Source organism: Pseudomonas sp. FP1154 (genome assembly GCF_030687245.1).
Taxonomy (GTDB): domain Bacteria; phylum Pseudomonadota; class Gammaproteobacteria; order Pseudomonadales; family Pseudomonadaceae; genus Aquipseudomonas; species Aquipseudomonas rhizophila.
This window is the reverse complement of record NZ_CP117465.1, coordinates 3,447,159-3,472,276: the sequence shown is the minus strand read 5'-3', so window position 1 is coordinate 3,472,276 and position 25,118 is coordinate 3,447,159. Positions and strand designations below refer to the sequence as shown.

Sequence of the window (25,118 nt, the reverse complement as noted above, 5' to 3'; positions counted from 1 at the left end):
CCGCCAATGAATCCTTGTGTTGAAGAGTCTTTGCCATGCTGAAATTTTCTGCTCACGAGTACCCTTATCCGTCGCAACGCCAGAGCGTTTTTGCCCGCCGGGGCATGGTCGCCGCGTCCCAGCCTCTGGCTGCCCAAGCGGGCATCGAGATCATGCAAAAGGGCGGCAACGCCATTGATGCGGCCATCGCCACGGCGGCGGCGCTGACGGTGGTCGAGCCCACGGGTTGTGGCATCGGTGGCGATGCTTTTGCCTTGGTCTGGTGCAAGGGCCAGTTACATGGCCTCAACGGCAACGGCCATGCACCGGCGGCCCTGAGTATCGAGGCGGTCAAGGCGGCCGGCCATGAACGGATGCCGCTCTATGGCTGGACGCCGGTAACCGTCCCGGGTTGCCCATCGGCCTGGGCCGAGTTGTCGCAACGCTTTGGCAAGCTGCCCTTTGCCGTGTTGCTGCAGCCGGCGATCAGCCTGGCGCGGGACGGTTTTGCGCTGTCGCCGGTGGTTGCCCATCAATGGCAGATCGCTTTGAACGAATTCACGCCTCATCGTGATCAGGTCCTGGATGCCTGGTTCCAGACTTTTCTGATTGACGGTCGCGCGCCACGGGCCGGGGAGATTTTCCGCAACCCGGCCCAGGCCCGAACCCTTGAAGAATTGGCTGCCACCCGCTGCGAGAGCCTGTATCGCGGCGCCTTGGCCGAACGCCTGGATGCCCACTCCCGGGCCAGCGGCGGCTACCTTCGCGCCACGGACCTGCAGGATTATCGCGCCCAATGGGTGGCACCGATCCACGTCAACTATCGAGGCGTCGATGTCTGGGAAATCCCGCCGAGCGGACAGGGGCTGGTGGCCTTGATGGCGCTGAAAATACTGGAGGGCTTCAGCTTCGATCACCGCGACAGCCAGCAGACCTGGCATCGCCAACTGGAGGCCATGAAGTTGGCCTACAGCGACGGCCTGCACTACATCACCGACCCTCTGCACATGCGTGTGGCGGTGACTGACCTGTTGAGCGAGGAGTACAGCGCCTGCCGTCGCGCCCAGATCAGCGAACAGGCCCAGGCACCCAAACCCGGCGATCCCCACGCCAGTGGCACGGTGTACCTGGCGACTGCTGACGGGGAAGGCAACATGGTCTCGTTCATCCAGAGCAACTATCACGGATTCGGCTCCGGCGTGGTGCTGCCCGACAGCGGGATTGCCTTGCAGAATCGCGGACAGGAATTCAGCCTGGATCCGAGCCACGCCAATTGCCTGGTCCCGGGCAAGAAGACTTTTCACACCATCATCCCTGGTTTCCTCACCCAGAATGGCCAGGCCCTTGGCCCTTTCGGCGTGATGGGCGGTTACATGCAGCCCCAAGGCCATGTGCAGATGGTGATGAACCTGGTGGACTTCGGCCTGAACCCGCAAGCGGCGCTGGACGCTCCGCGCTGGCAGTGGCTTGGTGAGATGAAAGTTGGCATCGAGCAGGGTGCCTCCGGCGACTTGGCCAATGCCTTGGCGCGGCGCGGTCATGAAGTGCAGATCGCCAGTGACCGGACTGATTACGGACGAGGCCAGATCATTCTCCGCGACCCGGTCAGCGGTGTCCTGTGCGGCGGCACCGAGCCCAGGGCGGATTCTCATATTGCTGTGTGGTAGGCACGATGAACCGGCCGTGCTTGCAGGGACTCCCGGGGGCGTATGGTTGAGAACCCGGGAGGACGAGCGCCGCCGCAGGCAACACTCCATGACCGATGAAACACTCATTGCGTCGTGATAGCACTCAAGTGAATAAAAACGATTGAAAAAACCCTCTGGACGCTATACACCGAAGGCTCACTGGCATATTGCCCGGCAATCAGTCATTCAATCTCGCCACTGTGGCGCAGGGAGCGCTGATGAGTTTTCGCCCATTGAGCGATCCCCCGCAGCCATCGAACCATTACGGTGTGGCAATTCACCTGCAAGAAAACCCGGATGCGGCCGGCATGGCATACGTTGGCAACGAAGACGCGATCGAACAATTGCTGGAATCAGCGCGCACCTGGACCCACACCACCCAGTGGGTGGTTTATCGCGCCGGTGAACAACTGCATCTGCTGGGGCAGGGCGACCCAGGGCAACAGTGGCCGGCCAGCGTTGCGAACGCAGAGTTCGAGACCTTCTGCCGGACCAGACGGTTGTGCCGCTGGCCGACCGGTCGGGGCGAAAGTGTGCTGGGTTGGCTACTGGCGCCAGTCACCGATACCGAGGAGCCGGCCCTCGCCGAGTTTGCCCGATGCCTGGGCATCCAGGTACAGACCAATACCCTGGCCCGGGCCCAGATTACTCAGCGTGTGCTGTATGAAATTACCTACCTGGCCAGCTCCACCCGCGACCGCTCCGTGTTCCTGGTGGGGGTTCACCGGCTGCTCGCCAGCCTGATCGATGCCGAGAACTTTTATCTCGCGCTGTATGACCCCCACAGCGGAAAAATCGACTACCCGTACTACGTCGACATCATCGACGTCGATGCCGTGGAGTCCCAACACTACGAATACCTTGACCCTTCACGTCTGTCGTTGACCGGCCAGGTGCTGACCTCGGGCCAGCCGTTGCTGATCGATGCCGCGGGCATTTGCGCCGCTCAGGCCGAGGGTCGTTTCTATTGCGTGGGTGATCGTCCCGAATTCTGGATGGGCGCTCCGCTGAAAAATGCCGCCGATGAAGTGTTTGGCATGCTTGCCATGCAGGTCTACGACGTTGCACGCACCTACAGCGCCGAAGACCGCGCGCTGTTTCTGGTGGTGGCCCGGCACGTGGCCATGGCGCTGGACCGGATTCTGCACCGTGAGGGCATGGAAGAGACGGTGATGCGTCGCACGCTGGAACTGTCGGCAGTCAATGACGCGCTGAGGCAGGAAGTGGCAGATCGAGAGCGCGCCGAACACCTGCAGAGTGCGCTATTTCAGATTGCAGAACTGTCGAGCCAGCCTGGCGACATGGCGGAGCTGTTCCAAACCTTGCATGGCATTGTCGGGGATCTGCTGTTCGCGGAGAACTTCTACATCGCGCTGTTCGACGACGCGATCGGTGAAGTGACCTTTCCGTATTATGTCGATGAGCGCAAAACCACCCTGCCTGAGGCACGCCGTGGGTGCCGGGGCCTGACTGAGTACGTTATCCGCCAGCGTCGTCCTTGCCTGATTGATCCTTTCGACGCGGATCGGTTGTCTGCACAGGGTGAACTCGAAGTGGCCTACGAGTCGGTCCGCTTCCATTCCTGGCTGGGCATTCCGTTGTTCGATGGCGATGTGGTACGGGGTGTGCTGGCGGTGCAAAGCTATACCTCCCAGGTGCGCTACACCTTGCGCGACCAGGAACTGCTGACGTTCGTGTCACGGCACATTGATACGGCATTGTCGCGCCGCACGGCCGCAGAAGCGATCCATGCCGCCAACCTCAAGCTCGAAGCCAGGGTGCAGGACCGCACCCGCGAACTGGATCACGCCAACGCCAAGCTGCAACACGAAAACGCCCATGATGCGCTGACCGGGCTGCCGAATCGCTCCTACCTGCAGCAGCGCCTCAATGTGGCCTGGGCGCGGTTCGAGAGCGAAGGCGGGCAACTGTCGGTGATGTTCATCGACCTCGACCGTTTCAAGATGGTCAACGACAGCTTCGGCCACCATTTTGGCGATTTGCTGTTGATGCAGGCCGCCCACCGCTTGCGCAGTTGCCTGCGTGACACCGACATGCTGGCCCGCCTGGGGGGCGATGAGTTTTCAGTGCTGGCGCCCGAGGCGACACTGGAGGTGGTGATCGAAATCGCCGAGCGGATTCTGTCGGTGTTCGACCTGCCGTTTTTCATCAATGGCCACGAAGTGTTTTCGTCGTGCAGTATCGGTATTGTCAGCGCCGACAGTCAGTTTCACCACGAACCCGCGGACTTGCTGCGCGATGCCGATGCGGCGATGTACCGGGTCAAGAATGCCGGGCGCGACAGTTACGCGGTGTTCAACCAGGAAGTGCGTCGTGAAGTCTCGGACCAGGTTGAGCGTGAAGGGCACCTGCGCAATGCGCTCAAGCGTACCGACGAACTGCTGCCGTATTTCCAGCCGATTGTCAGCGTCGAAAGCGGCGAGCTGGTGGCCCTTGAAGCGCTGATCCGCTGGCATCAACCGGGTGGCCGGATCATCGCGCCGGGCGAGTTTCTGCCCGATGTCGAGGGGTTGCGTCTGATCGGTCGACTGGATCTGTACATGCTCACCAGCATCGTGGCGATCCTCGCACTACCGCAACACGCCAATTGGCCACCGGTGCATGTCAATTGCTCCAGCTACAGCATGACGCGCCCGGATTTTGCCGATGATGTGCTGGCACTGTTGGCCCGTTACAACGTCGCGCCGTCGCGGATCTGCCTGGAGTTGACCGAAGGTGCGCTGGTGGCCGAGCCCGCCATTGCCCGATTGACCATGCAGCAATTGGCCGACAACGGCATGTCGGTGGTGCTCGATGACTTTGGCGCAGGATTTTCATCCCTGAGCTATGTGCATCAATACCGTTTCAGCGGTTTGAAGATCGACAAGTCGTTCATTTTCGAACTGACCACCAGCCCCCGCAGCCGGGCGATCGTCCGGGCGATCGTGCGTATGGCCGAATCACTGGACCTTAGCGTGGTGGCCGAAGGTGTCGAAGATGAAGCGACGTTGCTCTTGCTGCGGGAGATGGGGGCAGGGCAGGCCCAAGGTTATTATTTCGCCAAGCCGATGGGGCTGCAGGCATTGCTGGCGACTTCGCTGGTTGGTGGCTAGGTGCGTGGAACGGGCGGTTATTTCTGCCTGAGGGCGGCGATGGACAGGCCTGAGACGATGAAGGTCAATCCCGCGCCCAGGTTCAGTCCGTTGGCAAGGCGAGGGCGTTGACAGATGTATTGCGACAGGCGCGTGGCGAAGACCCCCATCAACGAGAACCCCACGGCCGTCAGCAGGGCGAACCAGAACCCGTAGACCAGCATCTGTACGGTGACCGAGCCGAGCGCGGGGTTGATGAATTGAGGGATGAACGCCAGGACGAACAACCCGGGTTTGGGGTTTAGCGCCGCCGAAAGAAAGCCTGCAAGCAAAATGCTTCGCAGTGGCTGTCGTGCGGCGGGCGCGAAGGTTATCAGGCTTCTGGAGCGCAGCACCTTGATCCCGAGCCAGACCAGATAGGCCGCCCCTACCAATTTGACGACCCAGAAGGCAACCGTCGAGGTCTGGATCAACAGCGTCAGCCCCAACGAGGCGGTGGTGACGTGAAACAAAATGCCCAGCCCAGACGACAGGCCGGACACGATGGCGGCCAGGCGACCCTGGCTCAGCCCCCGTCCTATGGCCAGCAGATTGTCAGGACCGGGTGACAAGACCAGCAGCACGCAGGCTGCGGTGTAGGTGAACCAGATATCCATCGGAAACACGGTGAAGCTCCCTGTGAGGTATGAATGGGGTCAACGGATGATGCCCGCGAGGCTGTCCTGGATTGTGGCGCTGGCAGAGACAAGGCCAAGGTCTTTCATTTCTAGCAGCGGTGAACCGGTTCGGCAACTCAATAACGGGCCCCGAACTCCTCGGCAGCGGGGCTGATGGGGGGAGTAACGCTGGGATCAACGACCGTTTCATGAGGATTCGCTTCACCCACTTGAACGTCTACTACCACGCGGCCTCTGACGTAATGCAGGGCGAACATACGCCGCTCATTCCGACTTGGAGGATAGGTTTACATGAACATTCTAATGGTCCTGACATCCCACGATCAGTTGGGTGACACCGGCAAGAAAACGGGGTTTTGGCTGGAAGAATTCGCCGCGCCCTATTACGTGTTTGTCGACGCCAAAGTGACGGTTACGCTCGCCTCACCAAAGGGAGGGCAACCGCCGCTGGACCCCAAGAGCGACGAGGAACAGGCCCAGACGGACGCCACTCGCCGCTTCAGCGCCGATACCCGGGCCCAGGCAGCGTTGGCCGACACGGTGCCGCTGGGCGAAATTGATCCCTACGACTTCGATGCCGTGTTCTATCCCGGAGGTCATGGGCCGCTGTGGGATCTGGCCGAGGACACTGATTCCAAGACCCTCCTCGAAGCCTTTTACGCCGCGAATAAACCCATCGCGGCCGTCTGTCACGCGCCTGGGGTGCTCAAGAACGTCAACGCGCCGGATGGCCATCCAGTGGTCAAGGGCAAGAAAGTGACCGGGTTCACCAACTCTGAAGAAGAGGCCGTGGGATTGACCCAGGTGGTGCCATTTCTGGTGGAGGACATGCTCAAAGCCAGAGGTGGCGAGTATTCAAAGGCGGCAGACTGGGCGAGTTACGTGGTCGAGGATGGCCATCTGATCACCGGCCAGAACCCGGCTTCTTCCGAAGCCGCCGCCAACGCGCTGCTCAAGCGCTTGCAGCAAGAGCAGAAGGCTTGAGTCAGCTCAAACAAGGGCCGGATCGCAACCGACGCGTCGGCCTTGAGGCCGTCGCGCGTTCACCTCGCAAGGGCGCATGCCGTTATGTTCGAATGCACAGTCGCGGACAATCAATGAGACTCGCGCAAGACCTCGATGAAGGCCTGCAAGCCTGATGGGATATAGCGGTGCCCCGGATAATACAGAAACAGCCCAGGAATCCTGGGGCACCAATCCGCGAGGACCTCGACCAGACGAGCGTCTGCCAAAGGTTGCGATACCGTCTGCTCTGGCACGTAAGCGATGCCGAGCCCGGATATGGCTGCATCGACCATGATTTCGGCATTATCGAGGGTTAGCTGTCCTTTGGGCTCGATGACCAAGGATTGTCCGTTCCTGGAGAATTCCCATCTATAAGGTTTACCACTGGGCATCCGGATGCAGATGCATTGATGTCCTGGCAGATCATCCGGCGTAAGGGGGACAGGATGAGTCTTCAGGTATTGGGGGGACGCCACGGTAATAAATCGCGTATCCGTTCCTATCGGCACGGCGATCATGTCTTGGGGGATCGCTTCACCTAAACGGATACCGGCGTCGAAGCCCTCGGCCACGATATCGATCAGACGGCCCTCGGTCACGAGGTCAACCGACATCTGGGGGAAGCGTTCCAGGAATATCGGAAGGGCAGCTTTCATCAAAACGCGCGCGGCCTGTTCGCTGGCATTGATCCGTAAAGTGCCGCTGGGAAGATCCCGGTATTCATTGACTTCCTCAATCGCCAGCTCGAATTCGCGCAACACAGGCGCCAGTCGTCTTAGCAGACGCTCTCCCGCTGCCGTCGGTGAAACGCTGCGCGTGGTGCGGTGCAGCAAACGCACCCCAAGACCGGCCTCCAGCGTTTTCATCATATGACTCAGGGTAGAGGCTGACAGGCCCAACTCATCGGCCGCTTTACGAAAGCTGCGATGAGCAACGATGCGGGTCAGCGCGCGTAAATCGGCAAGCGAAAGGGGCAATTGATTCATGGCTATATTTCATTAGCTCATCCGAATTCTGCCCCATAGTAGCAGCAGTCCGGCTGACGTAGTTTGGTCTCACATCGATGGCAACTCACCCTTCATTCGGAGATCAAGCACATGAGCAAAACTTGGTTAGTGACTGGAAGTTCGTCCGGCATTGGTCTGGCGGTGGTCGAACAATTGCTGGAACGGGGGGACCGTGTGGCGGCTACTTTGCGTAAGCCTCAGGCCTTGAGTCACTTGAAGACACGCTACGGCGAGCAACTGTGGACAGCGTTGCTCGATGTAAACGACGCATTGGCCATCCGCGCTGTGGTTCATCAGGCGTTCACCGAGCTAGGACGTATTGATGTTGTGGTGAGCAGTGCGGGCTACGCGTTGTTTGGTGCGGCGGAGGAAGCCAGCGATGAACAGATCGACCAGCAGTTGCAAACGAATCTGCTCGGTTCTATTCAACTCATCCGTGCCTGCCTACCGTTTCTGCGCAAACAGGGGGGCGGTCGAATTCTTCAAGTGTCCTCGGAGGGCGGGCAGCTCGCTTACCCGAACTTCAGCCTTTACCACGCAAGCAAATGGGCCATTGAGGGATTCGTTGAGTCGGTCGCTCTGGAGGTTGCGCCTTTTGGGATCGAGTTCACCCTGGTAGAGCCGGGCCCGACACGAACTAATTTCGGCGCCGCGCTGGTTCGTCCGCCCGCGATGGCTGAGTACGAGCAAACGCCTGCCGGTGAAGTGCGTAAAGCAATCGCCGAGGGTACTTTCCCGCTTACCGGAGACCCGCAGAAAATGGCCAGGATCATGCTCGAGATTGTCGACGTCGATCCCGCACCCAGGCGTCTACTGCTAGGCAGCGGGGCTTACGAGCGTGTTCGCAATGCCCTGGTCCAACGGCTGGCTGAGCTGGAGCAATATCAAGCGCTTGCAATGAGCACGGAGGTTGACTGAGATCGGCCCGTTTCTCATCCAGTCCTGATCATGGACCCCGAAAAATCAGTGTTCCCATTGTTCAAGCAATATCGAGACAAATTTTTCCGCGGCCGGGGAGAGCGATGCGCCCCTTCGATAGACCAGGCCCAGCGATCGGTTTACCACCGGATCAATCAACGGCACGCTGACCAGTGTCGGATGATCCTCGGCCGGCATTGCCAGGCTGGGCATGGCCGACACCCCAAGGCCGGCCTCGACCAACCCCAATGACGTAGACAAGTGCTGCACTTCGTAGAACCACTGCGGACGCCAGCTCAAACCCGATAAAGCATGGTCAAGCAGCATTCGATTGCCGCTGAGACGACCGACACCGATCAGTCGGTAATCGCTGAGCTCAGACCAGCTTACCGAGCTGCGTCTGGCCAGTTCATGGTCGCGTCGACAAGCTAAAACGAAAGGTTCGTTGACCAATGGCACGAACTCGATATCCGGGTGCTGGCCACTCATCATATTGATACCGAAATCGGCTTCGCCACGCAGTACCGCCTCGAGCCCTTCGTTTGCGCTGAGGTCGAGCAGGCGGATGCGGATTTTGGGGTAGCGCTCGTTATAGAGGCGGATCACCGAAGGCAGGAAATAGAAGGCCGCGGTGGGGATGCAGGCCAAGGTCACCCGACCGATCTGGCGCTCCGCCAGTTCGCGAATATTGAGAATCGAGTCGTCGAAATCATCCAGCAAGCGCCGCGCCTTGGGCAGGAAATCGCGCCCGACGCTCGTCAGGCTGACCTTGCGGGTGGTGCGATCCAGCAAGGCGGTCCCCAGGCCTTCCTCGAGTTTTTTCATGCGCCGGCTCAGGGCCGGTTGAGAGAGATGCAACGCATCGGCGGCTTCATGAAAACTGCCTAGTTCAGCGATTTTCACGAAAGATCGTATGTCCTGAAGCTCGTATTCCATGTTCTTTCTCACCGGGCAAGAGCGATGCGCTGGGAAATCATCGTAAATTAATTAATTCGTGAAACGCAATAATTGCTCTGATCTTTGCATTGGAAACACTTTTAGAACCCTGCCACTCTTGTGTCCAGAACATCAATTATCCAGATTGATCAACAAGAGTTAGTGTTCATGCAGCGAATTCCTTGTGTGCTGATGCGCGGTGGTACTTCCAAAGGGCCCGTATTTCTTGCCTGGGACCTGCCCAGTGCCATCGCCGAACGTGATGAGCTGCTGCTCAACCTGATGGGGTCCGGCCATGAGCTGGAAATCGACGGCATCGGTGGCGGCAGCCCGCAAACCAGCAAAGTGGCAATCGTCAGCCCATCGTTGCACCCGGACGCGGATGTCGACTATCTGTTCGTCCAGGTCATGGTTTCCCAGCGCCGGGTCGATACCGCGCCCAACTGCGGCAATATGCTGTGCGCCGTCGGCCCGTTCGCCATCGAGCAGGGGCTGGTCAAGCCTTCCGGCGATCTGACCCGCGTGCGGATCCGCAACCTCAATACCGGGACCTTCGTAAATTCAGAGGTGCAAACCCCTGAGGGCAAGGTCAGCTATGAAGGGGACACCGCCATCGACGGCGTGCCTGGCACGGCGGCTCCGGTGCAACTGACCTTTCTGGATGCGGCTGGCAGCAAGACCGGCAAGCTCTTCCCGACGGGGCAATCGCTGGACCTGATCGATGGTATCCCGGTGACCTGTATCGACATGGCGATGCCGATGCTGATCGTCGAGGCCAGTCAGCTTGGCAAGCGCGGCGATGAAAGCCCCGCTGAACTGGACGCCGATAAGGCGTTCCTGCAACGCCTGGAGTCCCTGCGACTCAAAGCCGGCCTGGCCATGGGCCTGGGTGATGTCAGTGACAAGGTCATCCCCAAGCCGGTGCTGGTGTCTCCTGCCAAGTCGGGCGGGACGGTCCAGGTGCGCTATTTCATGCCGCACAACTGTCACCGTGCCCTGGCCATCACTGGCTCCATCGGTCTGGCCACCGCTTGCGTGACGCAAGGCAGCGTAGTGGCGCAGTTGCTCGGCGGCATCAGCGAGCCGCGTCTGCAGCAGGTTCGTATTGAGCACCCAAGCGGTGGTATCGACGTCGTACTGTCCTACACCGGCGAAAAGGGTGAGACCATTCGTGCCTCGGTGGTGCGTACCGCCCGCCGGCTTTTCTCAGGTTTCGTCTACGCCACCGCTTCACACCGGCTGGCCGGATAGTCCAGGCAGTCATTGTCGTTTGCATCAGAACAATTCTAAAAATGGGTGATGCCATGAAAGTTGTTAAATCGCTCTACTTCCAGATCATCTGCGCCGTGCTGCTGGGCGTGCTGGTCGGGCACTTCTGGTCGCAACAGGCGATTGCCTTGAAGCCGCTGGGTGATGCTTTCATCAAGTTGATCAAGATGATGATCGCACCGGTGGTGTTCTGCACGATTGTCACCGGCATCGCCGGCATGAGTGACAAGCGCTCGCTGGGGCGCTTGTTGAGCAAGACCATGCTGCTGTTCCTGGCGCTGACGGTGATCAGCCTGATCATTGGCCTTGTGTCGGTCTACCTGTTCAAGCCCGGTGCAGGCATGAACATAGACCCGACCCAGTTGAGCACCCAGGGCCTGTCGCAATACACCGACTCCGCTGCGAAGCTGAGTGTGGTGGACTTCTTCATGCACATCATTCCCGACACCTTTATTGGCGCTTTCAATAAAGGCGAGGTGCTGCCGGTGCTGTTTATCGCAGTGCTCTGCGGCTTTGCCCTGTCGTCCTTGGGCGAGCGCGGCAAGCCGGTGCTGGATGTGCTGGAATCAGCTTCGCACATGGTGTTCAAGATATTTTCCTACCTGATGCGTTTTGCTCCGATCGGCGCTTTCGGAGCCTTGGCCTTCACTGTCGGGCAGTACGGCATCACGTCGCTGGGCTCGCTGGCCAAGCTGATCATGACCCTGTACGTCGCTTGCGCCTTCTTCGTCTTCGTTGTGTTGGGCAGCATTTGCCGTGCACACGGCTTCAGTTTGTGGAAGCTGTTGCGTTATCTGCGCGAGGAATTCCTGGTGGTGCTGGGCACTTCTTCGACTGAACCGGTGATGCCGCGGATGTTGGAAAAGCTCCAGGCCCTGGGTTGCAAGAAGGGCGTCGTGGGGCTGGTGCTGCCAACCGGTTACTCGTTCAACCTCGATGGCACGGCGATCTACCTGTCGCTGGCGGCCATCTTCATTGCACAGGCCTGCAACATCGACCTGACGCTGACCCAGGTCATCACCATGCTGGCGATCATGTTGCTGTCTTCCAAGGGCGCCGCAGGTGTTACCGGCAGCGGCTTTGTCGCGTTGGCCTCGACCCTGACCGTCATCCACGATATTCCTCTGGCCGGTTTGGCCCTGTTGATCGGGATCGACCGGTTCATGTCCGAGGCGCGGGCGCTGACCAGCCTGGCGAGCAACGCAGTGGCGACCGTGGTGATCTCCATCTCGGAGAATGCCTGCGACCGCGATGTGCTGTTGCAGACCCTGGATGGCAAACCCTCCCCGAGGCACATCCAGGCAACGGAGCACGCCTGGGACGACACAAAGGTCGCGAATCACATCTAACCGGTCACGGCTGACCCGACATCACCGCGTTATCTTCCTGAATACCTGCGCCAGGCAATCATTCGAGTGTCGCCTGGCGAGTGGGATGGCGTGCGCCTGAATGTCGGCCAAGCTACTCATAACAACAAGAGATCTGACTTATGCTCGCTTTACTTGGCTTGGCCATGGTGGTGGTCTTCACCTTCCTGATAATGACCAAACGTTTGTCACCGATCGTCGCCCTGACGGTGGTGCCAATAGTCTTCGCGGTGATCGGCGGGTTTGGCGGTACCACCGGCAAGATGATGCTGGACGGCTTGAAGATGGTCGCGCCGTCGGCGGCGCTGCTGTTGTTCGCAATCCTGTTTTTCGGCCTGATGATCGATGCCGGTCTGTTCGACCCGCTGATCCGCAAGATCCTCAAGCGAGTTAACGGTGATCCGATGAAAATCGCCGTGGGCACGGCGCTGCTGTCGCTGTTGGTGGCGCTGGACGGTGACGGCACGACCACGTACATGATCACCTGTGCAGCGATGTTGCCGCTGTACAAGCGCATCGGCATGAACCCGATGATCCTGGCGACCATTTCCATGCTCTCGTTGAGCATCATGAGCGGCATGACGCCCTGGGGCGGCCCGGCGACCCGTGCGATCGCAGCGCTGGGCCTGGACGCCGGTGAGTATTTTGTGCCTTTGCTGCCGACCATGATCGGCGGTGCGATGTGGGTGGTGTTCACGGCGTTTCTGCTGGGGCGTGCCGAACGCAAGCGCATCGGCAACACCCATCTGCAAAGCGGTGGGGGTAATTGCTACATCAAGGCGATTATTGAAGACACGCCGCACAAGCGCCCGAAACTGGCCTACGTCAACCTGCTGCTGGTGACGGCGGTGATGGTTGCGCTGGTCATGGGCCTCATGCACTCGGCGATCCTGTTCCTGATCGGTTTTGTTCTGGCGTTGATGATCAACTATCCGCAACTGGATATTCAGAAAGAACGAATTCTCGCTCATTCGGGCAACGCCATGACCGTGGTTCTGCTGGTGTTTGCCGCGGGTATCTTTGCCGGGATCTTCTCCGGGACGAAAATGGTCGATGCGCTGGCGCAAACCCTGGTCGACTGGATTCCGCCATCCTGGGGCCATCTGTTCCCGCTGGTGGTTGCCATTACCAGCATGCCGCTGACCTTCGTGTTGTCCAACGATGCCTACTACTTCGGTGTCGTGCCGATCCTGGCCAACGCCGCAGCGGCCTATGGCATTGATCCGGTCGAGATTGCACGGGCCTCCATTCTCGGCCAGCCGGTGCACCTGATGAGTCCGTTGGTGGCCTCGACCCTGCTGCTGGTCGGCATGGTGGACCGTGATCTGGGCGACTTCCAGAAAGCCACCGTCAAATGGGCGGTGCTCACTTCCCTGGTCGTGACTGCGTTGGCCTTGCTGACTGGGGCAATCAGTCTGTTCTCCTGATTCTCCAAACCTCTTTGACACCTGACGCCCCATGCCAGTGGGGCGGACGGTCAGCTGCATTCCAAATAACAACAATGAGTAGTTTGATATGACCTCTGTTTATAACCGTGGAGCTTTATTGACTCTCCTGGCTTTGTTGCCGCTGGCCAATGCCAATGCGCAAGGCTTTATCGACGACAGCAAACTCAAGCTGCAATTGCGCAATGTTTACATCAATGAAAATTTCCGCGATGAACATGGGATGAGTGCGCGAGCGGCAAATACCGCCAAGAGCGAGCGCACCGAATGGGGCCAAGGCTTTTTGCTTGATTATCAGTCGGGATTCACGACCGGCAGCCTCGGTTTGGGTATTGATGCTTTGGGCCTGCTGGGGGTCAAGCTCGACTCCGGCCGCGGTCGTAGCGGCACCGGTCTGCTGCCTGTGCATGATGACGGTCGTGCCGCCGATGAATTTGCGAGCTTCGGGATGACCGCCAAGGCTCGATTTGCCAAAACCACCGTCAAGTACGGTACGTTGCTCCCTAAAACGCCGGTGCTCATTTACAACGATGCCCGACTGCTGCCTCAGACCTACCAGGGCGGCCAGTTCACTAGCACCGACATTGATAACCTTAGCCTGACGGGCGGCTATCTTGATCGTTTCAAGTTGCGAGATTCGAGCGACAGTATGCCCATCGTGCCAGACGGCTACAGTGGCGATAAGTCAGGGGACTTCAGTTACCTCGGTGCCGATTACAAGTTGGGCAAGACGATTCGCCTCAGCTACTTTCATGGCGAACTGGAGAACTTCTATAGGCAGAACTTTGCGGGTGTCCAACATGATCTGCCGCTCGGCCCAGGCGTGCTGACCAGTGATCTGCGCTACTTCCGCAGCGTTGATAGCGGTTCTGCCTATGGCGGTAAAATCGACAACCATATGCTCAGCGGCCAGCTGACTTACGCTGTCGCAGGCCATACCGTAGGCGGCGGCTATCAAACACTGAAGGGCGACGCCGGGCTGCCCTACATCAGCGGCGCGTCCGTTTATTCTTTCAGCAACGCCGGCATAGGCAAGTTCGTAGAGGAAGACGAGAAGACATGGATGCTCAACTACGGCTACAACTTCGCGGCCCTGGGCGTCCCCGGCCTGACGTTCTCCACGCGTTACCTTAGCGGCGACGATGGAGAGTCCAACACCACCATCAAAGAGTGGGAGCGCGATGCTGAACTGGCTTATGTGGTGCAGCAAGGTTCCTTCAAAGGGTTGGGCGTGAAGCTGCGCAATTACGTCTACCGCTCTGAATTCTCGAGGGGACGGGACAGTAACCGGATCTACCTTACCTACGATATCGCCCTTTGGTGATCGTTCGTCGCCCGCCTGATGGCGGAGGGGTGGGCGGTCATCGTCGATTTTCCAGGGCCGGGCAGGGTGGCCCAGCAAGGGCCACCAAGCCTGCAACGGTCTACTCCTGAACGCCCACCGCGTGTTGCTGTAGCCAGAAAAATGGCAAACAGCAGCACGAGGTTGATCCAGATCAAACGGCATTCGTTGATCGGCGCCATTCTTTTGATAAGCATGGGGCAGAGATACGGTCATGACAAACAACAGACCCATCAGCGGGGCGCAGGTGGTTCAGGACCGGAGCAAATCCGCATTGCCCGGGTTTTTGCATCTTCGGGGCACACGCTCGAGAAAACGTCAGGCAGCCATTTTGCTGTCGATTCTGGCGGTGCTGACCTCGGGATATTTCACGGTGTCGTATTTCGCGACCCATGCGATGCAGGATCTGGCAGACACCTGTACCGAGCGTTATGAGCTTGAGCTGGAGAATGCCGATATAGGCCCGCTGCCAGAGGCGCTGCCGCGCTCCTTGTGTGAATGTCTGGCAAGTTCGCTTCTCGACAAAAACGGAATCATGCGTCTGGCATTGGTCGACAGAGGCCTGCTTGAACCGCTGGCCCTTGAACCTGTGACGCAGAAGGACGCTTCGGCCTGCATTGATGCCCTGTGGGTGCCGAATGTCGAACTGGCCACGGGCTTGCCCCATGAATGAAGTTCAACAGGACTAAAAAGCCGCTCTATGCGGCACCTGTCCACCCAAGCAGGAATGCGCAGGGACGCCATTTTTATCATCGGATGCCGAGGTGTGAAATGACTCATCCATTGCGTTTACTGTTTCTTGCCCCCCCTCAGGCAGCTCACTCTCCCGGATTGGAGTATGCCGGCGATCTGGCACGCGCCCTGGGCGTGCCACTGCACGTGGCGATGTTCACTGAGCCCCACGGTGTAGAGCCGCCCGGCCATGCAGTCACCGAGAGGCCCGACATCGTGCGCGATAACTTAATGTCGTCGCGTCGCAAATGGCTGGAAAGTGAAAGTGCGCACCTGCAGGAAAAAGGCGTGGATGTCCATCCAGAGCTGGTATGCGCCAGTTCCTCGGCAGTCGAATGCGTTGCCTATGCGCAGCGTGTTGAAGCGGACTTGATCATCAAGGACATCCAGGAACGCCCAGGCCTGGCGCAGCGCGGTTTGTCAGCACTGGACTGGGAACTCTTGAGCGTCAGCCCGATTGCCGTGCTTTATGTGTTGCCGGGCCCGATTCAGACACCCAGCAAGTTTCTGGTAGCGGTTGACATGGAGTCACAGGCGAAAGGAAACCGCGACAATCATTCGCTCATCGAGGCGGCCAGGCACTTGGCAAACGCCTGCGGTGCCTCATTGCACGTGATCAGCGTTTACGACTGTGCCGCTGCCAGCCACGGTGACCTGTCCCTCTATGAGGCCCAGGTACAGGCGTTCGATGCCTTGGCCAGCCAGCATGGTATTGCCAGCCAGCATCGGCACTTCATTCCCGGCGCTCCGGCGAATGCAATTCATGCTTATCTGCAGCGCAATGCTTACAACCTGTTGGTCATCGGTGCGGCCGATCATCATACGCAGGCCTCTGATATCGGCTTGACCGCTGAAGGGATACTCGAAGACCCCATGTGCAGCGTCCTGATGATCAAGTTGCCAGCCGACGCAGCGCCGCAGCAGGCCAAACGATACGGTTAGACCGCTGCCTCTATGCCGCTGTGGCCTGCCGGCGGCGTGAAGAACGGCAGCCTTGCTCCGGTTGATATTTATCAACGTCAGGCATCTTCCGACGGCGCAGTCTGAAATGACGCTGGTGCCCGATCCGGCGCAGATGTCACGGCTGAATGTGTAGCTGGCAGTGGCAGAGGTTGAGTTTCACCTGTCTGGAGGCAGATCATGGGCCGGTATCAACAGCTGTTACTCATCACCCACCTGGCCCTGCGCCATTCTCCGGTGATCGACCATGCCGCAGCGCTTGCCAAGGCCAGCGCTGCACGCTTGCATATAGCGGCGTTGATTCCTGCCTTGAACCTGTTGTCGCTGCTTGAAGAGGGTGACCGTGAAAAGACACGCGAGCGTTACCTGCAGGACCACCGCGACTGGTTGGGGGAACAGGCGAAAAAGCTACATGCCAGAGGGGTCGATGTGACCACCGAGCTGGCGTGGGCTGATGACATGGAAAAGGACATCCTGGACCACTTCAGCGAATTGCAGCCTGACCTGTTGATCAAGGAAATCCAACATGAGTCGGTGCTCAAGCGTGCTTTTTTCACCCCGTTGGACTGGCACCTGCTGCGTTACTCACCGGTACCGGTGTATCTGGTGGGCGGGGTTCGACCTGCCTTGCCGTGCAAGGTCGTGGCGGCGGTAGAGGCGTCGCTGGCCGAGCCTGGACAAAATGAACTCAATGATCGCGTTATTCGCCAGGCCTGCAGTCTCGCCGAACAGTGTGATGCTGAACTGCACTTGCTGTATGCCTACGACATATCCCAAGACTACCAGGCGTCAGACACAGGCTTAACGCTGTCGGAGCTGACCCGATGGCAGCGCAAAGCGTTGGAACAATCGTTTCTGAAACTGGCCAGTCGATACAACGTTCCGCCTGGCCGCAGGCATTTCGTTCTGGGACACCCGGTTGCGGCGCTGAGTGAGTTTGCCAACACACATCACATGGACGTCATCGTGATGGGCAGAGTCCAGGATCCAGGCGGAGAGAAACTGCTTGGCAGCACCACCGAGCATATCTTGTATCAGGTGCCTTGCAGTGTTTTGGCGGTCTAGCGCAACTGCATCGGGCTCACCCCGAGCCGTTGCTTGAACGTGGTTGCCATGTGCGCCTGGGAATTGAACCCGCAGGCGAGGGCGATTTCCGACAGCCTGGCGGTGGAATCACGCATCAGTGCCCGGGCCTTGGCCAGACGCCGGTCGATCAGGTAGCTGTGCGGGCTTTTGCCCGTGGCGAGCTTGAAGGCCCGCATGAAATATCCTTCGGACAACCCCAGCAGACCTGCCATCGCTGACACGCCCAGCGGCCCTTCAAGATTTGCTTCGATAAACTCATCAAGCAGGCGCATGCGCCGGGGAGTGATAGCGCCTTGGTCCGGTGTCGACAACGCGCTATCACCGGTTGCCCGTTGCGCCAGCGCCAAGGCCCAAGTTTCCCAGTCATCTTCCACGCAGGCACGTAACAGCGCGCCGCGCATTCGCAGCGCGAGGTCAATGGCCTGTTGATCGATGTGATTGTTGAATGGGTGATCCCCGCTCAGGGGGATACCGTCGGTCCGCGTTACGCGCAGGTATTCACCGCCCATGAGCGACTCGGAGAACACGTCGCAGCCGGCGGGAACGAATGCCAGGCCGTTGGGCATGGCCTCGAAAGGATGCACCCGGTCGCTGCCCAAGGCGTGCAGGCCGCGCTGGCTGTCGAAGGCAAACCCGATGGAGGCCTGGGCCGCCACATAGCGGGTCGAGTAAGCGGCGCTGGGCAACAATTCGATCGCCCAGGACCCAGTCTCGACACGGCGGACCGGTTCAGACAAGGGCGATGGCTGTAGGCGGTTTTGATGGTTCATGAGCGCCATAGTAGTGAAGAAGCGGCGCAAAAGTCAGGTCGGTTTTTTGAAAGCCGACCCACGGCGGCGATGCCTAGACTGGCTAACCACTCAGGGAGATAACTTCATGCACCGACTGACTCGTGACGATATTGAACAGGCGGCTCGCCATGTCTACCAGGTGATGCCCGCCACCGCCCAGTATGCCTGGCCCTTGCTGGCTCAGCGGCTGGGTTGCACGGTGTGGGTCAAGCACGAGAACCACACCCCCACCGGCGCTTTCAAGATACGCGGCGGCATCACCTTCATGCATTGGCTCAAACGTGAACATCCCGGTGCGAAGGGCATCGTCACCGCCACCCGCGGCAATCATGGCCAGAGCCTGGCGCTGGCTGCTAGCGCGCTGGGTTTGAAGGCGTTGATTGTCGTGCCGCAGGGCAACTCGGTGGAAAAGAACACTGCCATGCGCGGCTTTGGCGGCGAAGTCATTGAGTGTGGGCGAGATTTTGATGAGGCCCGTGAAGAGGCCGCCCGTTTGGCGCAAGCGCATGACCTGTTCCTGGTGCCACCGTTTCACACGGAACTGGTCAAAGGCGTGGCCACTTACGCCCTGGAACTGTTCACTGCCGCGCCGCATCTCGATACCGTCTACGTGCCGATTGGCTGCGGATCGGGCATTTGTGGCGTGATCGCCGCCCGCGACGCACTGGGCCTGAAGACCCAGGTGGTGGGCGTGGTGTCCCGTGAAGCCGCGGCGGCAAAGTTATCTTTTGAGGCGGGCGAAATACAGGAAACCGCTTCGGCAAATACCTTCGCCGATGGCCTGGCCGTGCGCAAACCGATCCCCGCAGCTTTTGCCCTCTACGCAGCCGGGGCCGCACGGATCGTAGCGGTCAGCGAACAGGAAATTGCCGAGGCCATGCGCGTCTATTACACCGACACCCATAACCTCGCCGAAGGAGCCGGGGCCGCCGCCTTGGCGGCGCTTATTCAGGAACGTGAAGCTCGGGCGGGGGAGACAGTGGGGGTGATTCTGTCGGGTGGCAATGTCGATCGATCGGTGTATGCGGGCGTAATCGGTTAGTGGCCGTCAGCCACCTTGCGCTCGATCTCCGCGATTTTTCGACTGAGTTCCTCTGCTTCCTGCTCCTTGGTTTGAGTTGAGGGGGGCGTAGCGCTGTCCTCAAGATTCTTATCAACCGGTTTGCCAGACGTATCGGTCGACGGGATGCTCGAGGTTGCTTCTGATTCGATGCCGTTATCGCTGTTCATAATCGCGTTACCTCTGTTGATCTACACATTAGAGGCAGGGGTATGGAATGAGTTCGAGATTATTGCAGACGATAAAGCCAGGAATTGACGCCTTTGAAACAGCTTCATCTTGAGCCCCCACAACAGCACCTGTTTACCTACGCCGTTCGGATGGCCTCAGGCCTTGGCCTTATTCATCGACACGTTCAACGAAGTCGAGCGGGCAATGACGCTGATGATCGTCAATGCTGCAATCACCAAGCCGGGCGAGGTAGCCAGCAAGACACCGGTGGTGCCGGCTCCGGCCGCCAGAATCTGCCCGGCCGCCAATGGCCCGGCCACCGAGCCCAAACGACCGATCGCTACCGCTGCGCCGACGCCGGTGGCGCGCACCGACGTTGGATAGGAGGGCGGGGCCAGGGCGTAAAGCACCAGTTGCGCAGCCATCACAAACAACCCCGCGGCAAAACCGGCGATGGCCATGGGGATGATGCCCACGGACAGGCCAACCCCGCCCAGCGCTGCCAGCAAGCCGGTGTACACAAACAGCACCACCTTGATGCCGTTGCAGCGATCCAGCAACACTCCGCCGAGCAGGGAGCCGAGGGCGCCGCCGATATTGAAGAGCATCTGTACCAGGCCTGCCTGGGGTTTGCTGAAACCTTGTTCCAGCAGTAACGAGGGCAGCCAGTTGAGCAACATGTACATCACGGTCAGGGTGAAGAAGTAGCTCAACCATAACGCCAGGGTAACGCTGGCGCGGCCTTCGCCGAACAAGGCCTGGCCGGTTGAAGTGCGCGTCGGGTTGACGCTGTTTTGTTGTTGGCGAAAGGCGTTGGATTCAGGCAGCAGCACCATCATCAGTGGCACCACCAGCAATGGGGCAAGGCCGCCGATGATGAAGGTCGTCTGCCAATGTTCGGGAAACAGCATGGCGACCACCGCCGCCAGTGCCCCACCCAATGGCACGCCGGCATACATGATGCTGATGGCCGTACCGCGACGTTGCTCTCCCACGGCTTCGGCACACAGGGCGATCAGGTTGGGCAGGGCGGCGCCCAGGCCCAGGCCAGTCATGAAACGCACCAGCAGCAGGCCGGAGAAAGAGCTGACGTAGGCGGTGCTGAGCGAGAACACGCCAAACAGCAGCACCGCTGCGATGAGGATTTTCTTGCGACCGATGCGATCGGCAATCCAGCCACCGAAGAAGGCGCCCGGCAGCAAACCGATGATGCCGGCACTGAACACCCAACCCATCATTTTCGGGTCCAGGGCAAAGGTCTGACGCAACCCTGCGGCGGCAGTGCCGGCAGCTTGCAGGTCAAAGCCTTCAATCAGAGCGACGATAAAACACAGGGCAATAGTCAGCGTCGTGCGACGTGATGGAGTGTCCATGGCAAACCTCTTTATTGTTTTTGTGAGTGTGCTGACGGGCGCACGCAGGCTTGCTCGCATCCAGCAATGCAAAGCCGCAATTAAGATTAACAAAGATAACTAAAAAGTGAACGCTAACGGAAAATGTCCAAATGCATCGACATAAACCTATTCAAATCAACGGGATGTCATGTGTTTTTTAGGTTTTCTTGGAAATAGATACGAATATTAATGTTCGATTATCGGCCATTGTGGATTGACGGCACCTCCGGCTTTTCCCACTCTCTGGCCCGAGATCGCGGCTGGATGGCTGGCGATCACGTTCAAAAAAACAACAACAATAAGTGGACATAGGACATGACGAATTCACCCCGGGGCGTCCTTGCGACGACCTCAGACTTACCTCTTTGCGCACGCGGTTTCGTCCTGTTGGGCTTATGTGCGGTCACCACTCCAGCGCTGTCGGAAGGTTTCATCGACGATAGCCGCGGCACATTGACCTTACGCAATTTCTACCTGGACCGGGATTACAAGGATGAGGGGGCGAAAACCGCGGCCCGGGAGTGGGCTCAGGGTTTCATCATGAATGCGGAGTCGGGTTTTACCCCGGGCGCTGTCGGCTTCGGCCTGGACGCCCGTGCATTGATCGGGGTCAAGCTGGACTCGTCACCGGACCGCAGCGGCACCGAATTACTGCCGGTATCCAGCAGCGACAAGCGCGCGGCGGATGAATATTCGCGCCTGGCCATGACTGCCAAAATGCGCTTTGCCCAAACCACGGTGAAGACCGGCGATGTGTCGATTTTCCTGCCGTTCGCCTTTGCCAGCCCGTCGCGGTTGCTGCCGCAGACTTTTCGCGGCACCACACTCAGTTCCAAGGACATTGACGGACTGACGCTCAATACCGGCTATATCGATCGCATCAACAGGCGTGACTCCACTAACTACCAGTCGATGAGCATCGCTTCGCCGAACGGGCGTTTCAACGGTGCGGCCACCTCATCGCACATGGCTTATGTCGGTGGCGATTATCAGGTAAACAAAGACCTCAGCCTGCGCGGCTACCACGCCGAAGTGGCCGACCTGTACCAGCAGAACACCCTGGCCTTGCTGCATAACATGCAAGTAGGCGAGGGCACGCTGACCACTGATCTGCGCAGTTTTTTCAGCGACGAAGATGGCAGTGCCAAGGCTGGCAAGGTGGACAACCGCAACCTGTCGGCGCTGTTCGGCTATCGCCTTGGCGGGCATCACCTGAGCCTGGGTTACATGCACGCCAGCGGCGACACAGCGACGCCTTATGTGTCAGGCACTGAGTTGATGGGCATGAGTGAATTGACCATGAGCTCGGACTTTCTCAATGCCAAGGAACGGACCTGGCAGGCAATCTACGACTATGACTTCGCCGCCGCCGGGGTGCCCGGCCTGAAGAGCCGGCTGCGTTACGTGCGCGGTGACAATATCGCGCTGGTGGCGCTCAATGCCGACGACCGCAAGGAGCGGGAGTTCCAGATGGAGCTGGGGTATGTGATCCAGAGCGGTCCGCTGAAGAATGTCGGGTTGATGGCGCGCAAGTCGATCTATCGCAACGACTTCCCGAGCGGCGCGGCATTTCGTGATGAAAACCAGACCCGCTTCCTGGTGCTCTACACGGTGCCGATCTGGTAAGCCGTGGGGCGAGTGGATATCAGCAGTGCGCAAGCGTGGGCTGAGCAGTGCTCAGCCCACTCATGAACTGAGTCGGCCCCGCAGGGCTGCTCGCGATGTAGAGTTACTTTACCCGCTCCCAGATGATGTGAACCTTCGTGCCATCGGGGCGCTGGAAGTTTTCCACCATCCGGTTGCCGTCGACTTTCAGTTGCAGGTCATCTTGAGTACGTGTCGCACCCACCCAATTCGGGAACGTAGATCCTTCGACGGTATTGCCGGTGAACTTGCCGTTCTGGTCGACGGTATATCGTCCGAAAAAACCGATGCTCCCAGCCATCGCTGCCCGGTTTTCCTCATCGGTTCCTTCGCCCCGAGCGTTGGATCGAAACGCGGGCACTCGCGGATCGGTGAGCACCTCGACGAACGTCAATTCTTCAGTGAACACCAGCCATCCATGTGGGTTGGGGCCGTACGCATCCGACCGGCTGCCCTGACGTTCAATGGTTGCGCTGACCATTTTCCATGTTCCGACCAGCGGGCTTTTCATGGCGGAAAACGCTGCCGTGCAAACCGAAAGGGCCATGATCGCACCTACCGTCAGTAGCGATATTTTCAGGGTCATTGGAATCACCGTTGTTGGTTATCTGAACACTGTTGTAGAGAGTTAAAAACATCACGCATTCATCAGGGCAACCAGGGCAGGCACAGACAGTACGGCTGTGTAATAGCCCATGAACTGCACACCGATGTTGAAACCCAAAAAGCGTGAGAGGAAACCGCCCAGCAGGCCGATGGTGACGATCACCAGCAACCCCAGCAGGCCACCTTCCCAGATGCCGATCACCAGGATCAGGCCAACAAAGGTCGAGATCACCGCTTCGTGACTGATCTTGCGCGACACGTAGGATGCGGCTCTGTGGGCGTAATTCATGGTGAAGGGGTAAGCGATCAGGATGGCCACGACCACCGCCAACACGCCGTAGCCAAAAAATTCCCAGGTGCTGAGCAATGAATGCAGGTTGTTCACCTGGCCTGTCGTCGCGTCGACGCTAAAGCGCGGCGGGGCGTTGAACAATGGCGCTGCCGGGCCTGCTGCGACAGGGCTCAGGGGCAGGCCGAAGGCGATCAGCGGGATCAATGCTTCGGCCAGGTAGGTTGACTCCGTAACGCCGTTTCGAGCGGTGATGACCGTGGTCAGGCGATGGTAGACATGCTTGACCCTCGAACCGACGAGCTCGCCCATGATCACGGTCATGGCCACCGGGCTGAACACAAAGGTCGCGCTGGAGATCACCGCCGTAATGGCCGTCCACATGCTCTGCTTGCTGTCCAGCACCTTGAGCGGATTAGGAAAGAATCCACCCCAGCTTTTTACGTCGGGCGACAGGGAAAACGTGCGCACTTGCTGGCGTCGCATGGTGTCCCGTTCGGCGGGCGCGAGCAGCGAGAACAGCGCGGCGATCAACGGGCCAATCGCGATGCCCAGAAAGTAACTGACACTGAGCTTGACGCCGAACTGCGCGGTCATGGTTTGCAGGCCAACAATGATCATGACGAACGGGATCAGCGTCAGCACGGCCGCCAGACGGCCTTTGGAGAACCACGCGATCGCCACCGCGGCAAGCAGGAACACCCAAGGCGCAGCCTGCTTGATCATGTCGCCGAACGGCGCGAGCATCAGCGCGAACAATACGGCCATTGGCACCGCGATCAACGCAGCAATGACCGCCCCGGAAATCATCTTGCGCAGGGCAATGTGGGGCACGCCCAGATTGCGCAGAAAATTGGCCTCGCGCATCAGTGGTGTCGCCATGGTGTCGCCAGGAATACCCAGTAGCGCCGTCGGTACGGCGTGGGTCATATGTTTGGCGACGGCGCCGGCGAGAAAGAATGTCAGCACGCCGGGGGCAGGTACGCCCAGCAGGACGACCAGCAAGGTCAAGGGGGCGAGGGTGGTGGTTTCATCGCTCCCTGAGATCAGCCCGATCCCGGCGAAAATCACCGCCCCCAGGATCCCCATGCCCAGTGCCATCAGGACCTGATCCATCAGTGGAACGATCATGATTGACCTCCATTGCCACTGACTGCGCGACTGACTGCACCGACGCCAACAGTGGGTGTTGCAGCCGGGCTTTTCTCAGGAGCGACAAGGCCTTTCTCGTAATCGGCGAACAGCTCATAAAGATCCATTTCCCGCAGTTCCGCGATCGTGGCCGGCGGCAGATCAGCCAGACTGCCCAGTGGGCCGTACTCGTTCTGCAACTCGATGAGGATTTTTGCGCGCCAGGCCGGATCAGCCAGATGTTCTATGACATTGCGCTTGGGTTTGAAAAGCAGCGCACTGATGGCGCCACCTGCCAGGCAGCCGACAATACCTACCAGCATCGCGTAGGCGCGGGCCATCTGCACGGAATCCACCCAGCCGACAAACAAGTGCTGGGCGATAAAAAAAGCGCCGAGGCTGACGGCTGCACCGATGCCTATGGAGTAGAGCAGGTGGCGACCGTCAACCGTGTCGCCCCATACTTCGAACAGTTCGGGTTTCATAAGGATTCTCCCACCTCCCCTGAGGGGTTTTATTGTTATGAACG

At 59.2% G+C, this 25,118-nt stretch carries 22 protein-coding genes; 13 read left to right on the top strand and 9 right to left on the bottom strand.

Annotated elements, in window-relative coordinates:
• Positions 1 to 35: 35 nt before the first annotated feature.
• Both PSH91_RS15645 and PSH91_RS15640 read left to right on the top strand, forming a co-directional pair.
• Positions 36 to 1,646: a gamma-glutamyltransferase family protein gene (locus PSH91_RS15645; protein WP_139049816.1), complete on the top strand. Its 1,611-nt coding sequence runs from the start codon at positions 36 to 38 to the stop codon at positions 1,644 to 1,646.
• 239 nt (positions 1,647 to 1,885) lie between these two features.
• Complete coding sequence (locus tag PSH91_RS15640) at positions 1,886 to 4,780, top strand: EAL domain-containing protein (protein WP_281460098.1); 2,895 nt, start codon at positions 1,886 to 1,888, stop codon at positions 4,778 to 4,780.
• A gap of 17 nt (positions 4,781 to 4,797) precedes the next feature.
• Here the strand turns inward: PSH91_RS15640 and PSH91_RS15635 are convergent, their stop codons facing one another.
• Positions 4,798 to 5,424, bottom strand: coding sequence for a LysE family translocator (locus PSH91_RS15635; RefSeq protein WP_305466106.1), 627 nt, complete (start codon positions 5,422 to 5,424; stop codon positions 4,798 to 4,800).
• Between the two features lie 303 nt (positions 5,425 to 5,727).
• On the opposite strand from PSH91_RS15635, the gene PSH91_RS15630 reads away from it, so the two are divergent.
• Complete coding sequence (locus PSH91_RS15630; protein WP_047225546.1) at positions 5,728 to 6,420, top strand: type 1 glutamine amidotransferase domain-containing protein; 693 nt, start codon at positions 5,728 to 5,730, stop codon at positions 6,418 to 6,420.
• A gap of 110 nt (positions 6,421 to 6,530) precedes the next feature.
• On the opposite strand, the gene PSH91_RS15625 is transcribed toward PSH91_RS15630, so the two are convergent.
• Positions 6,531 to 7,427 carry a LysR family transcriptional regulator gene (locus tag PSH91_RS15625; RefSeq protein WP_047225547.1) on the bottom strand — a complete coding sequence of 299 codons (897 nt, stop codon included), beginning with the start codon at positions 7,425 to 7,427 and terminating at the stop codon, positions 6,531 to 6,533.
• Positions 7,428 to 7,538: 111 nt separating this feature from the next.
• Here PSH91_RS15625 and PSH91_RS15620 point away from each other — a divergent pair, with 111 nt between their 5' ends.
• Complete coding sequence (locus PSH91_RS15620) at positions 7,539 to 8,366, top strand: SDR family oxidoreductase (RefSeq protein ID WP_076384163.1); 828 nt, start codon at positions 7,539 to 7,541, stop codon at positions 8,364 to 8,366.
• A 45-nt stretch (positions 8,367 to 8,411) separates the two neighbouring features.
• Here PSH91_RS15620 and PSH91_RS15615 read toward each other — a convergent pair whose 3' ends face one another.
• On the bottom strand, positions 8,412 to 9,302 hold the full coding sequence (locus PSH91_RS15615) for a LysR family transcriptional regulator (protein WP_047225549.1): 891 nt from the start codon (positions 9,300 to 9,302) through the stop codon (positions 8,412 to 8,414).
• A gap of 168 nt (positions 9,303 to 9,470) precedes the next feature.
• Between PSH91_RS15615 and PSH91_RS15610 the strand changes: the two genes are divergently transcribed.
• The 7 genes from PSH91_RS15610 to PSH91_RS15580 all read left to right on the top strand — a co-directional run bounded on the left by PSH91_RS15610 (position 9,471) and on the right by PSH91_RS15580 (position 17,482).
• Positions 9,471 to 10,553: a 4-oxalomesaconate tautomerase gene (locus PSH91_RS15610; protein ID WP_173406850.1), complete on the top strand. Its 1,083-nt coding sequence runs from the start codon at positions 9,471 to 9,473 to the stop codon at positions 10,551 to 10,553.
• 41 nt (positions 10,554 to 10,594) lie between these two features.
• The gene (locus PSH91_RS15605; protein ID WP_047225551.1) at positions 10,595 to 11,920 is read left to right on the top strand and encodes a dicarboxylate/amino acid:cation symporter; all 1,326 of its coding nucleotides are present in this window, start codon (positions 10,595 to 10,597) and stop codon (positions 11,918 to 11,920) included.
• A 140-nt stretch (positions 11,921 to 12,060) separates the two neighbouring features.
• On the top strand, positions 12,061 to 13,365 hold the full coding sequence (locus PSH91_RS15600) for a CitMHS family transporter (protein ID WP_047225552.1): 1,305 nt from the start codon (positions 12,061 to 12,063) through the stop codon (positions 13,363 to 13,365).
• Positions 13,366 to 13,453: 88 nt separating this feature from the next.
• Positions 13,454 to 14,707 carry an OprD family porin gene (locus PSH91_RS15595; RefSeq protein WP_173406851.1) on the top strand — a complete coding sequence of 418 codons (1,254 nt, stop codon included), beginning with the start codon at positions 13,454 to 13,456 and terminating at the stop codon, positions 14,705 to 14,707.
• A 232-nt stretch (positions 14,708 to 14,939) separates the two neighbouring features.
• Complete coding sequence (locus PSH91_RS15590; RefSeq protein WP_047225554.1) at positions 14,940 to 15,398, top strand: hypothetical protein; 459 nt, start codon at positions 14,940 to 14,942, stop codon at positions 15,396 to 15,398.
• Positions 15,395 to 16,399, top strand: a complete 1,005-nt coding sequence (locus tag PSH91_RS15585; protein ID WP_305466102.1) for a universal stress protein — start codon at positions 15,395 to 15,397, stop codon at positions 16,397 to 16,399. Before PSH91_RS15590 ends, PSH91_RS15585 begins: the two co-directional genes overlap by 4 nt.
• Before the next feature lie 198 nt (positions 16,400 to 16,597).
• A complete protein-coding gene (locus tag PSH91_RS15580) occupies positions 16,598 to 17,482 on the top strand; it encodes a universal stress protein (protein ID WP_047225556.1) in 885 nt (294 codons plus the stop codon).
• On the opposite strand, the gene PSH91_RS15575 is transcribed toward PSH91_RS15580, so the two are convergent.
• Positions 17,479 to 18,282 carry a helix-turn-helix domain-containing protein gene (locus PSH91_RS15575; RefSeq protein WP_223194323.1) on the bottom strand — a complete coding sequence of 268 codons (804 nt, stop codon included), beginning with the start codon at positions 18,280 to 18,282 and terminating at the stop codon, positions 17,479 to 17,481. The two genes, PSH91_RS15580 and PSH91_RS15575, sit on opposite strands and share 4 nt — an antisense overlap.
• Positions 18,283 to 18,379: 97 nt before the next feature.
• Here PSH91_RS15575 and PSH91_RS15570 point away from each other — a divergent pair, with 97 nt between their 5' ends.
• Positions 18,380 to 19,336: a threonine dehydratase gene (locus tag PSH91_RS15570; RefSeq protein ID WP_305466101.1), complete on the top strand. Its 957-nt coding sequence runs from the start codon at positions 18,380 to 18,382 to the stop codon at positions 19,334 to 19,336.
• On the opposite strand, the gene PSH91_RS15565 is transcribed toward PSH91_RS15570, so the two are convergent.
• Together PSH91_RS15565 and mhpT are read right to left on the bottom strand one after the other, a co-directional pair.
• Complete coding sequence (locus PSH91_RS15565; protein WP_305466099.1) at positions 19,333 to 19,524, bottom strand: hypothetical protein; 192 nt, start codon at positions 19,522 to 19,524, stop codon at positions 19,333 to 19,335. The genes PSH91_RS15570 and PSH91_RS15565 overlap by 4 nt on opposite strands.
• A gap of 156 nt (positions 19,525 to 19,680) precedes the next feature.
• The gene (mhpT, locus tag PSH91_RS15560; protein WP_047225560.1) at positions 19,681 to 20,898 is read right to left on the bottom strand and encodes a 3-(3-hydroxy-phenyl)propionate transporter MhpT; all 1,218 of its coding nucleotides are present in this window, start codon (positions 20,896 to 20,898) and stop codon (positions 19,681 to 19,683) included.
• A 336-nt stretch (positions 20,899 to 21,234) separates the two neighbouring features.
• Here mhpT and PSH91_RS15555 point away from each other — a divergent pair, with 336 nt between their 5' ends.
• Positions 21,235 to 22,545, top strand: a complete 1,311-nt coding sequence (locus tag PSH91_RS15555; RefSeq protein WP_047225561.1) for an OprD family porin — start codon at positions 21,235 to 21,237, stop codon at positions 22,543 to 22,545.
• A 103-nt stretch (positions 22,546 to 22,648) separates the two neighbouring features.
• Here PSH91_RS15555 and PSH91_RS15550 read toward each other — a convergent pair whose 3' ends face one another.
• Genes PSH91_RS15550 through PSH91_RS15540 form a run of 3 tightly spaced genes read right to left on the bottom strand, consistent with a single transcriptional unit; the run spans position 22,649 to position 25,074 of the window.
• Positions 22,649 to 23,149 carry a lipocalin-like domain-containing protein gene (locus PSH91_RS15550; RefSeq protein WP_047225562.1) on the bottom strand — a complete coding sequence of 167 codons (501 nt, stop codon included), beginning with the start codon at positions 23,147 to 23,149 and terminating at the stop codon, positions 22,649 to 22,651.
• A 51-nt stretch (positions 23,150 to 23,200) separates the two neighbouring features.
• Positions 23,201 to 24,589: a tripartite tricarboxylate transporter permease gene (locus tag PSH91_RS15545; RefSeq protein ID WP_080962847.1), complete on the bottom strand. Its 1,389-nt coding sequence runs from the start codon at positions 24,587 to 24,589 to the stop codon at positions 23,201 to 23,203.
• Positions 24,586 to 25,074, bottom strand: coding sequence for a hypothetical protein (locus PSH91_RS15540; protein ID WP_047225563.1), 489 nt, complete (start codon positions 25,072 to 25,074; stop codon positions 24,586 to 24,588). Before PSH91_RS15540 ends, PSH91_RS15545 begins: the two co-directional genes overlap by 4 nt.
• Positions 25,075 to 25,118: the final 44 nt, after the last annotated feature.

What these genes read in the sequence shown, in the direction of transcription:
- PSH91_RS15645 (WP_139049816.1), top strand. Translation starts at nt 36, where the DNA reads ATGCTGAAATTTTCTGCTCACGAGTACCCTTATCCGTCGCAACGCCAG.
- PSH91_RS15640 (WP_281460098.1), top strand. Translation starts at nt 1,886, where the DNA reads ATGAGTTTTCGCCCATTGAGCGATCCCCCGCAGCCATCGAACCATTAC.
- PSH91_RS15630 (WP_047225546.1), top strand. Translation starts at nt 5,728, where the DNA reads ATGAACATTCTAATGGTCCTGACATCCCACGATCAGTTGGGTGACACC.
- PSH91_RS15625 (WP_047225547.1), bottom strand. Translation starts at nt 7,427, where the DNA reads ATGAATCAATTGCCCCTTTCGCTTGCCGATTTACGCGCGCTGACCCGC.
- PSH91_RS15620 (WP_076384163.1), top strand. Translation starts at nt 7,539, where the DNA reads ATGAGCAAAACTTGGTTAGTGACTGGAAGTTCGTCCGGCATTGGTCTG.
- PSH91_RS15615 (WP_047225549.1), bottom strand. Translation starts at nt 9,302, where the DNA reads ATGGAATACGAGCTTCAGGACATACGATCTTTCGTGAAAATCGCTGAA.
- PSH91_RS15610 (WP_173406850.1), top strand. Translation starts at nt 9,471, where the DNA reads ATGCAGCGAATTCCTTGTGTGCTGATGCGCGGTGGTACTTCCAAAGGG.
- PSH91_RS15605 (WP_047225551.1), top strand. Translation starts at nt 10,595, where the DNA reads ATGGGTGATGCCATGAAAGTTGTTAAATCGCTCTACTTCCAGATCATC.
- PSH91_RS15600 (WP_047225552.1), top strand. Translation starts at nt 12,061, where the DNA reads ATGCTCGCTTTACTTGGCTTGGCCATGGTGGTGGTCTTCACCTTCCTG.
- PSH91_RS15595 (WP_173406851.1), top strand. Translation starts at nt 13,454, where the DNA reads ATGACCTCTGTTTATAACCGTGGAGCTTTATTGACTCTCCTGGCTTTG.
- PSH91_RS15590 (WP_047225554.1), top strand. Translation starts at nt 14,940, where the DNA reads ATGACAAACAACAGACCCATCAGCGGGGCGCAGGTGGTTCAGGACCGG.
- PSH91_RS15585 (WP_305466102.1), top strand. Translation starts at nt 15,395, where the DNA reads ATGAAGTTCAACAGGACTAAAAAGCCGCTCTATGCGGCACCTGTCCAC.
- PSH91_RS15580 (WP_047225556.1), top strand. Translation starts at nt 16,598, where the DNA reads ATGGGCCGGTATCAACAGCTGTTACTCATCACCCACCTGGCCCTGCGC.
- PSH91_RS15575 (WP_223194323.1), bottom strand. Translation starts at nt 18,282, where the DNA reads ATGGCGCTCATGAACCATCAAAACCGCCTACAGCCATCGCCCTTGTCT.
- PSH91_RS15570 (WP_305466101.1), top strand. Translation starts at nt 18,380, where the DNA reads ATGCACCGACTGACTCGTGACGATATTGAACAGGCGGCTCGCCATGTC.
- PSH91_RS15565 (WP_305466099.1), bottom strand. Translation starts at nt 19,524, where the DNA reads ATGAACAGCGATAACGGCATCGAATCAGAAGCAACCTCGAGCATCCCG.
- mhpT (WP_047225560.1), bottom strand. Translation starts at nt 20,898, where the DNA reads ATGGACACTCCATCACGTCGCACGACGCTGACTATTGCCCTGTGTTTT.
- PSH91_RS15555 (WP_047225561.1), top strand. Translation starts at nt 21,235, where the DNA reads ATGACGAATTCACCCCGGGGCGTCCTTGCGACGACCTCAGACTTACCT.
- PSH91_RS15550 (WP_047225562.1), bottom strand. Translation starts at nt 23,149, where the DNA reads ATGACCCTGAAAATATCGCTACTGACGGTAGGTGCGATCATGGCCCTT.
- PSH91_RS15545 (WP_080962847.1), bottom strand. Translation starts at nt 24,589, where the DNA reads ATGATCGTTCCACTGATGGATCAGGTCCTGATGGCACTGGGCATGGGG.
- PSH91_RS15540 (WP_047225563.1), bottom strand. Translation starts at nt 25,074, where the DNA reads ATGAAACCCGAACTGTTCGAAGTATGGGGCGACACGGTTGACGGTCGC.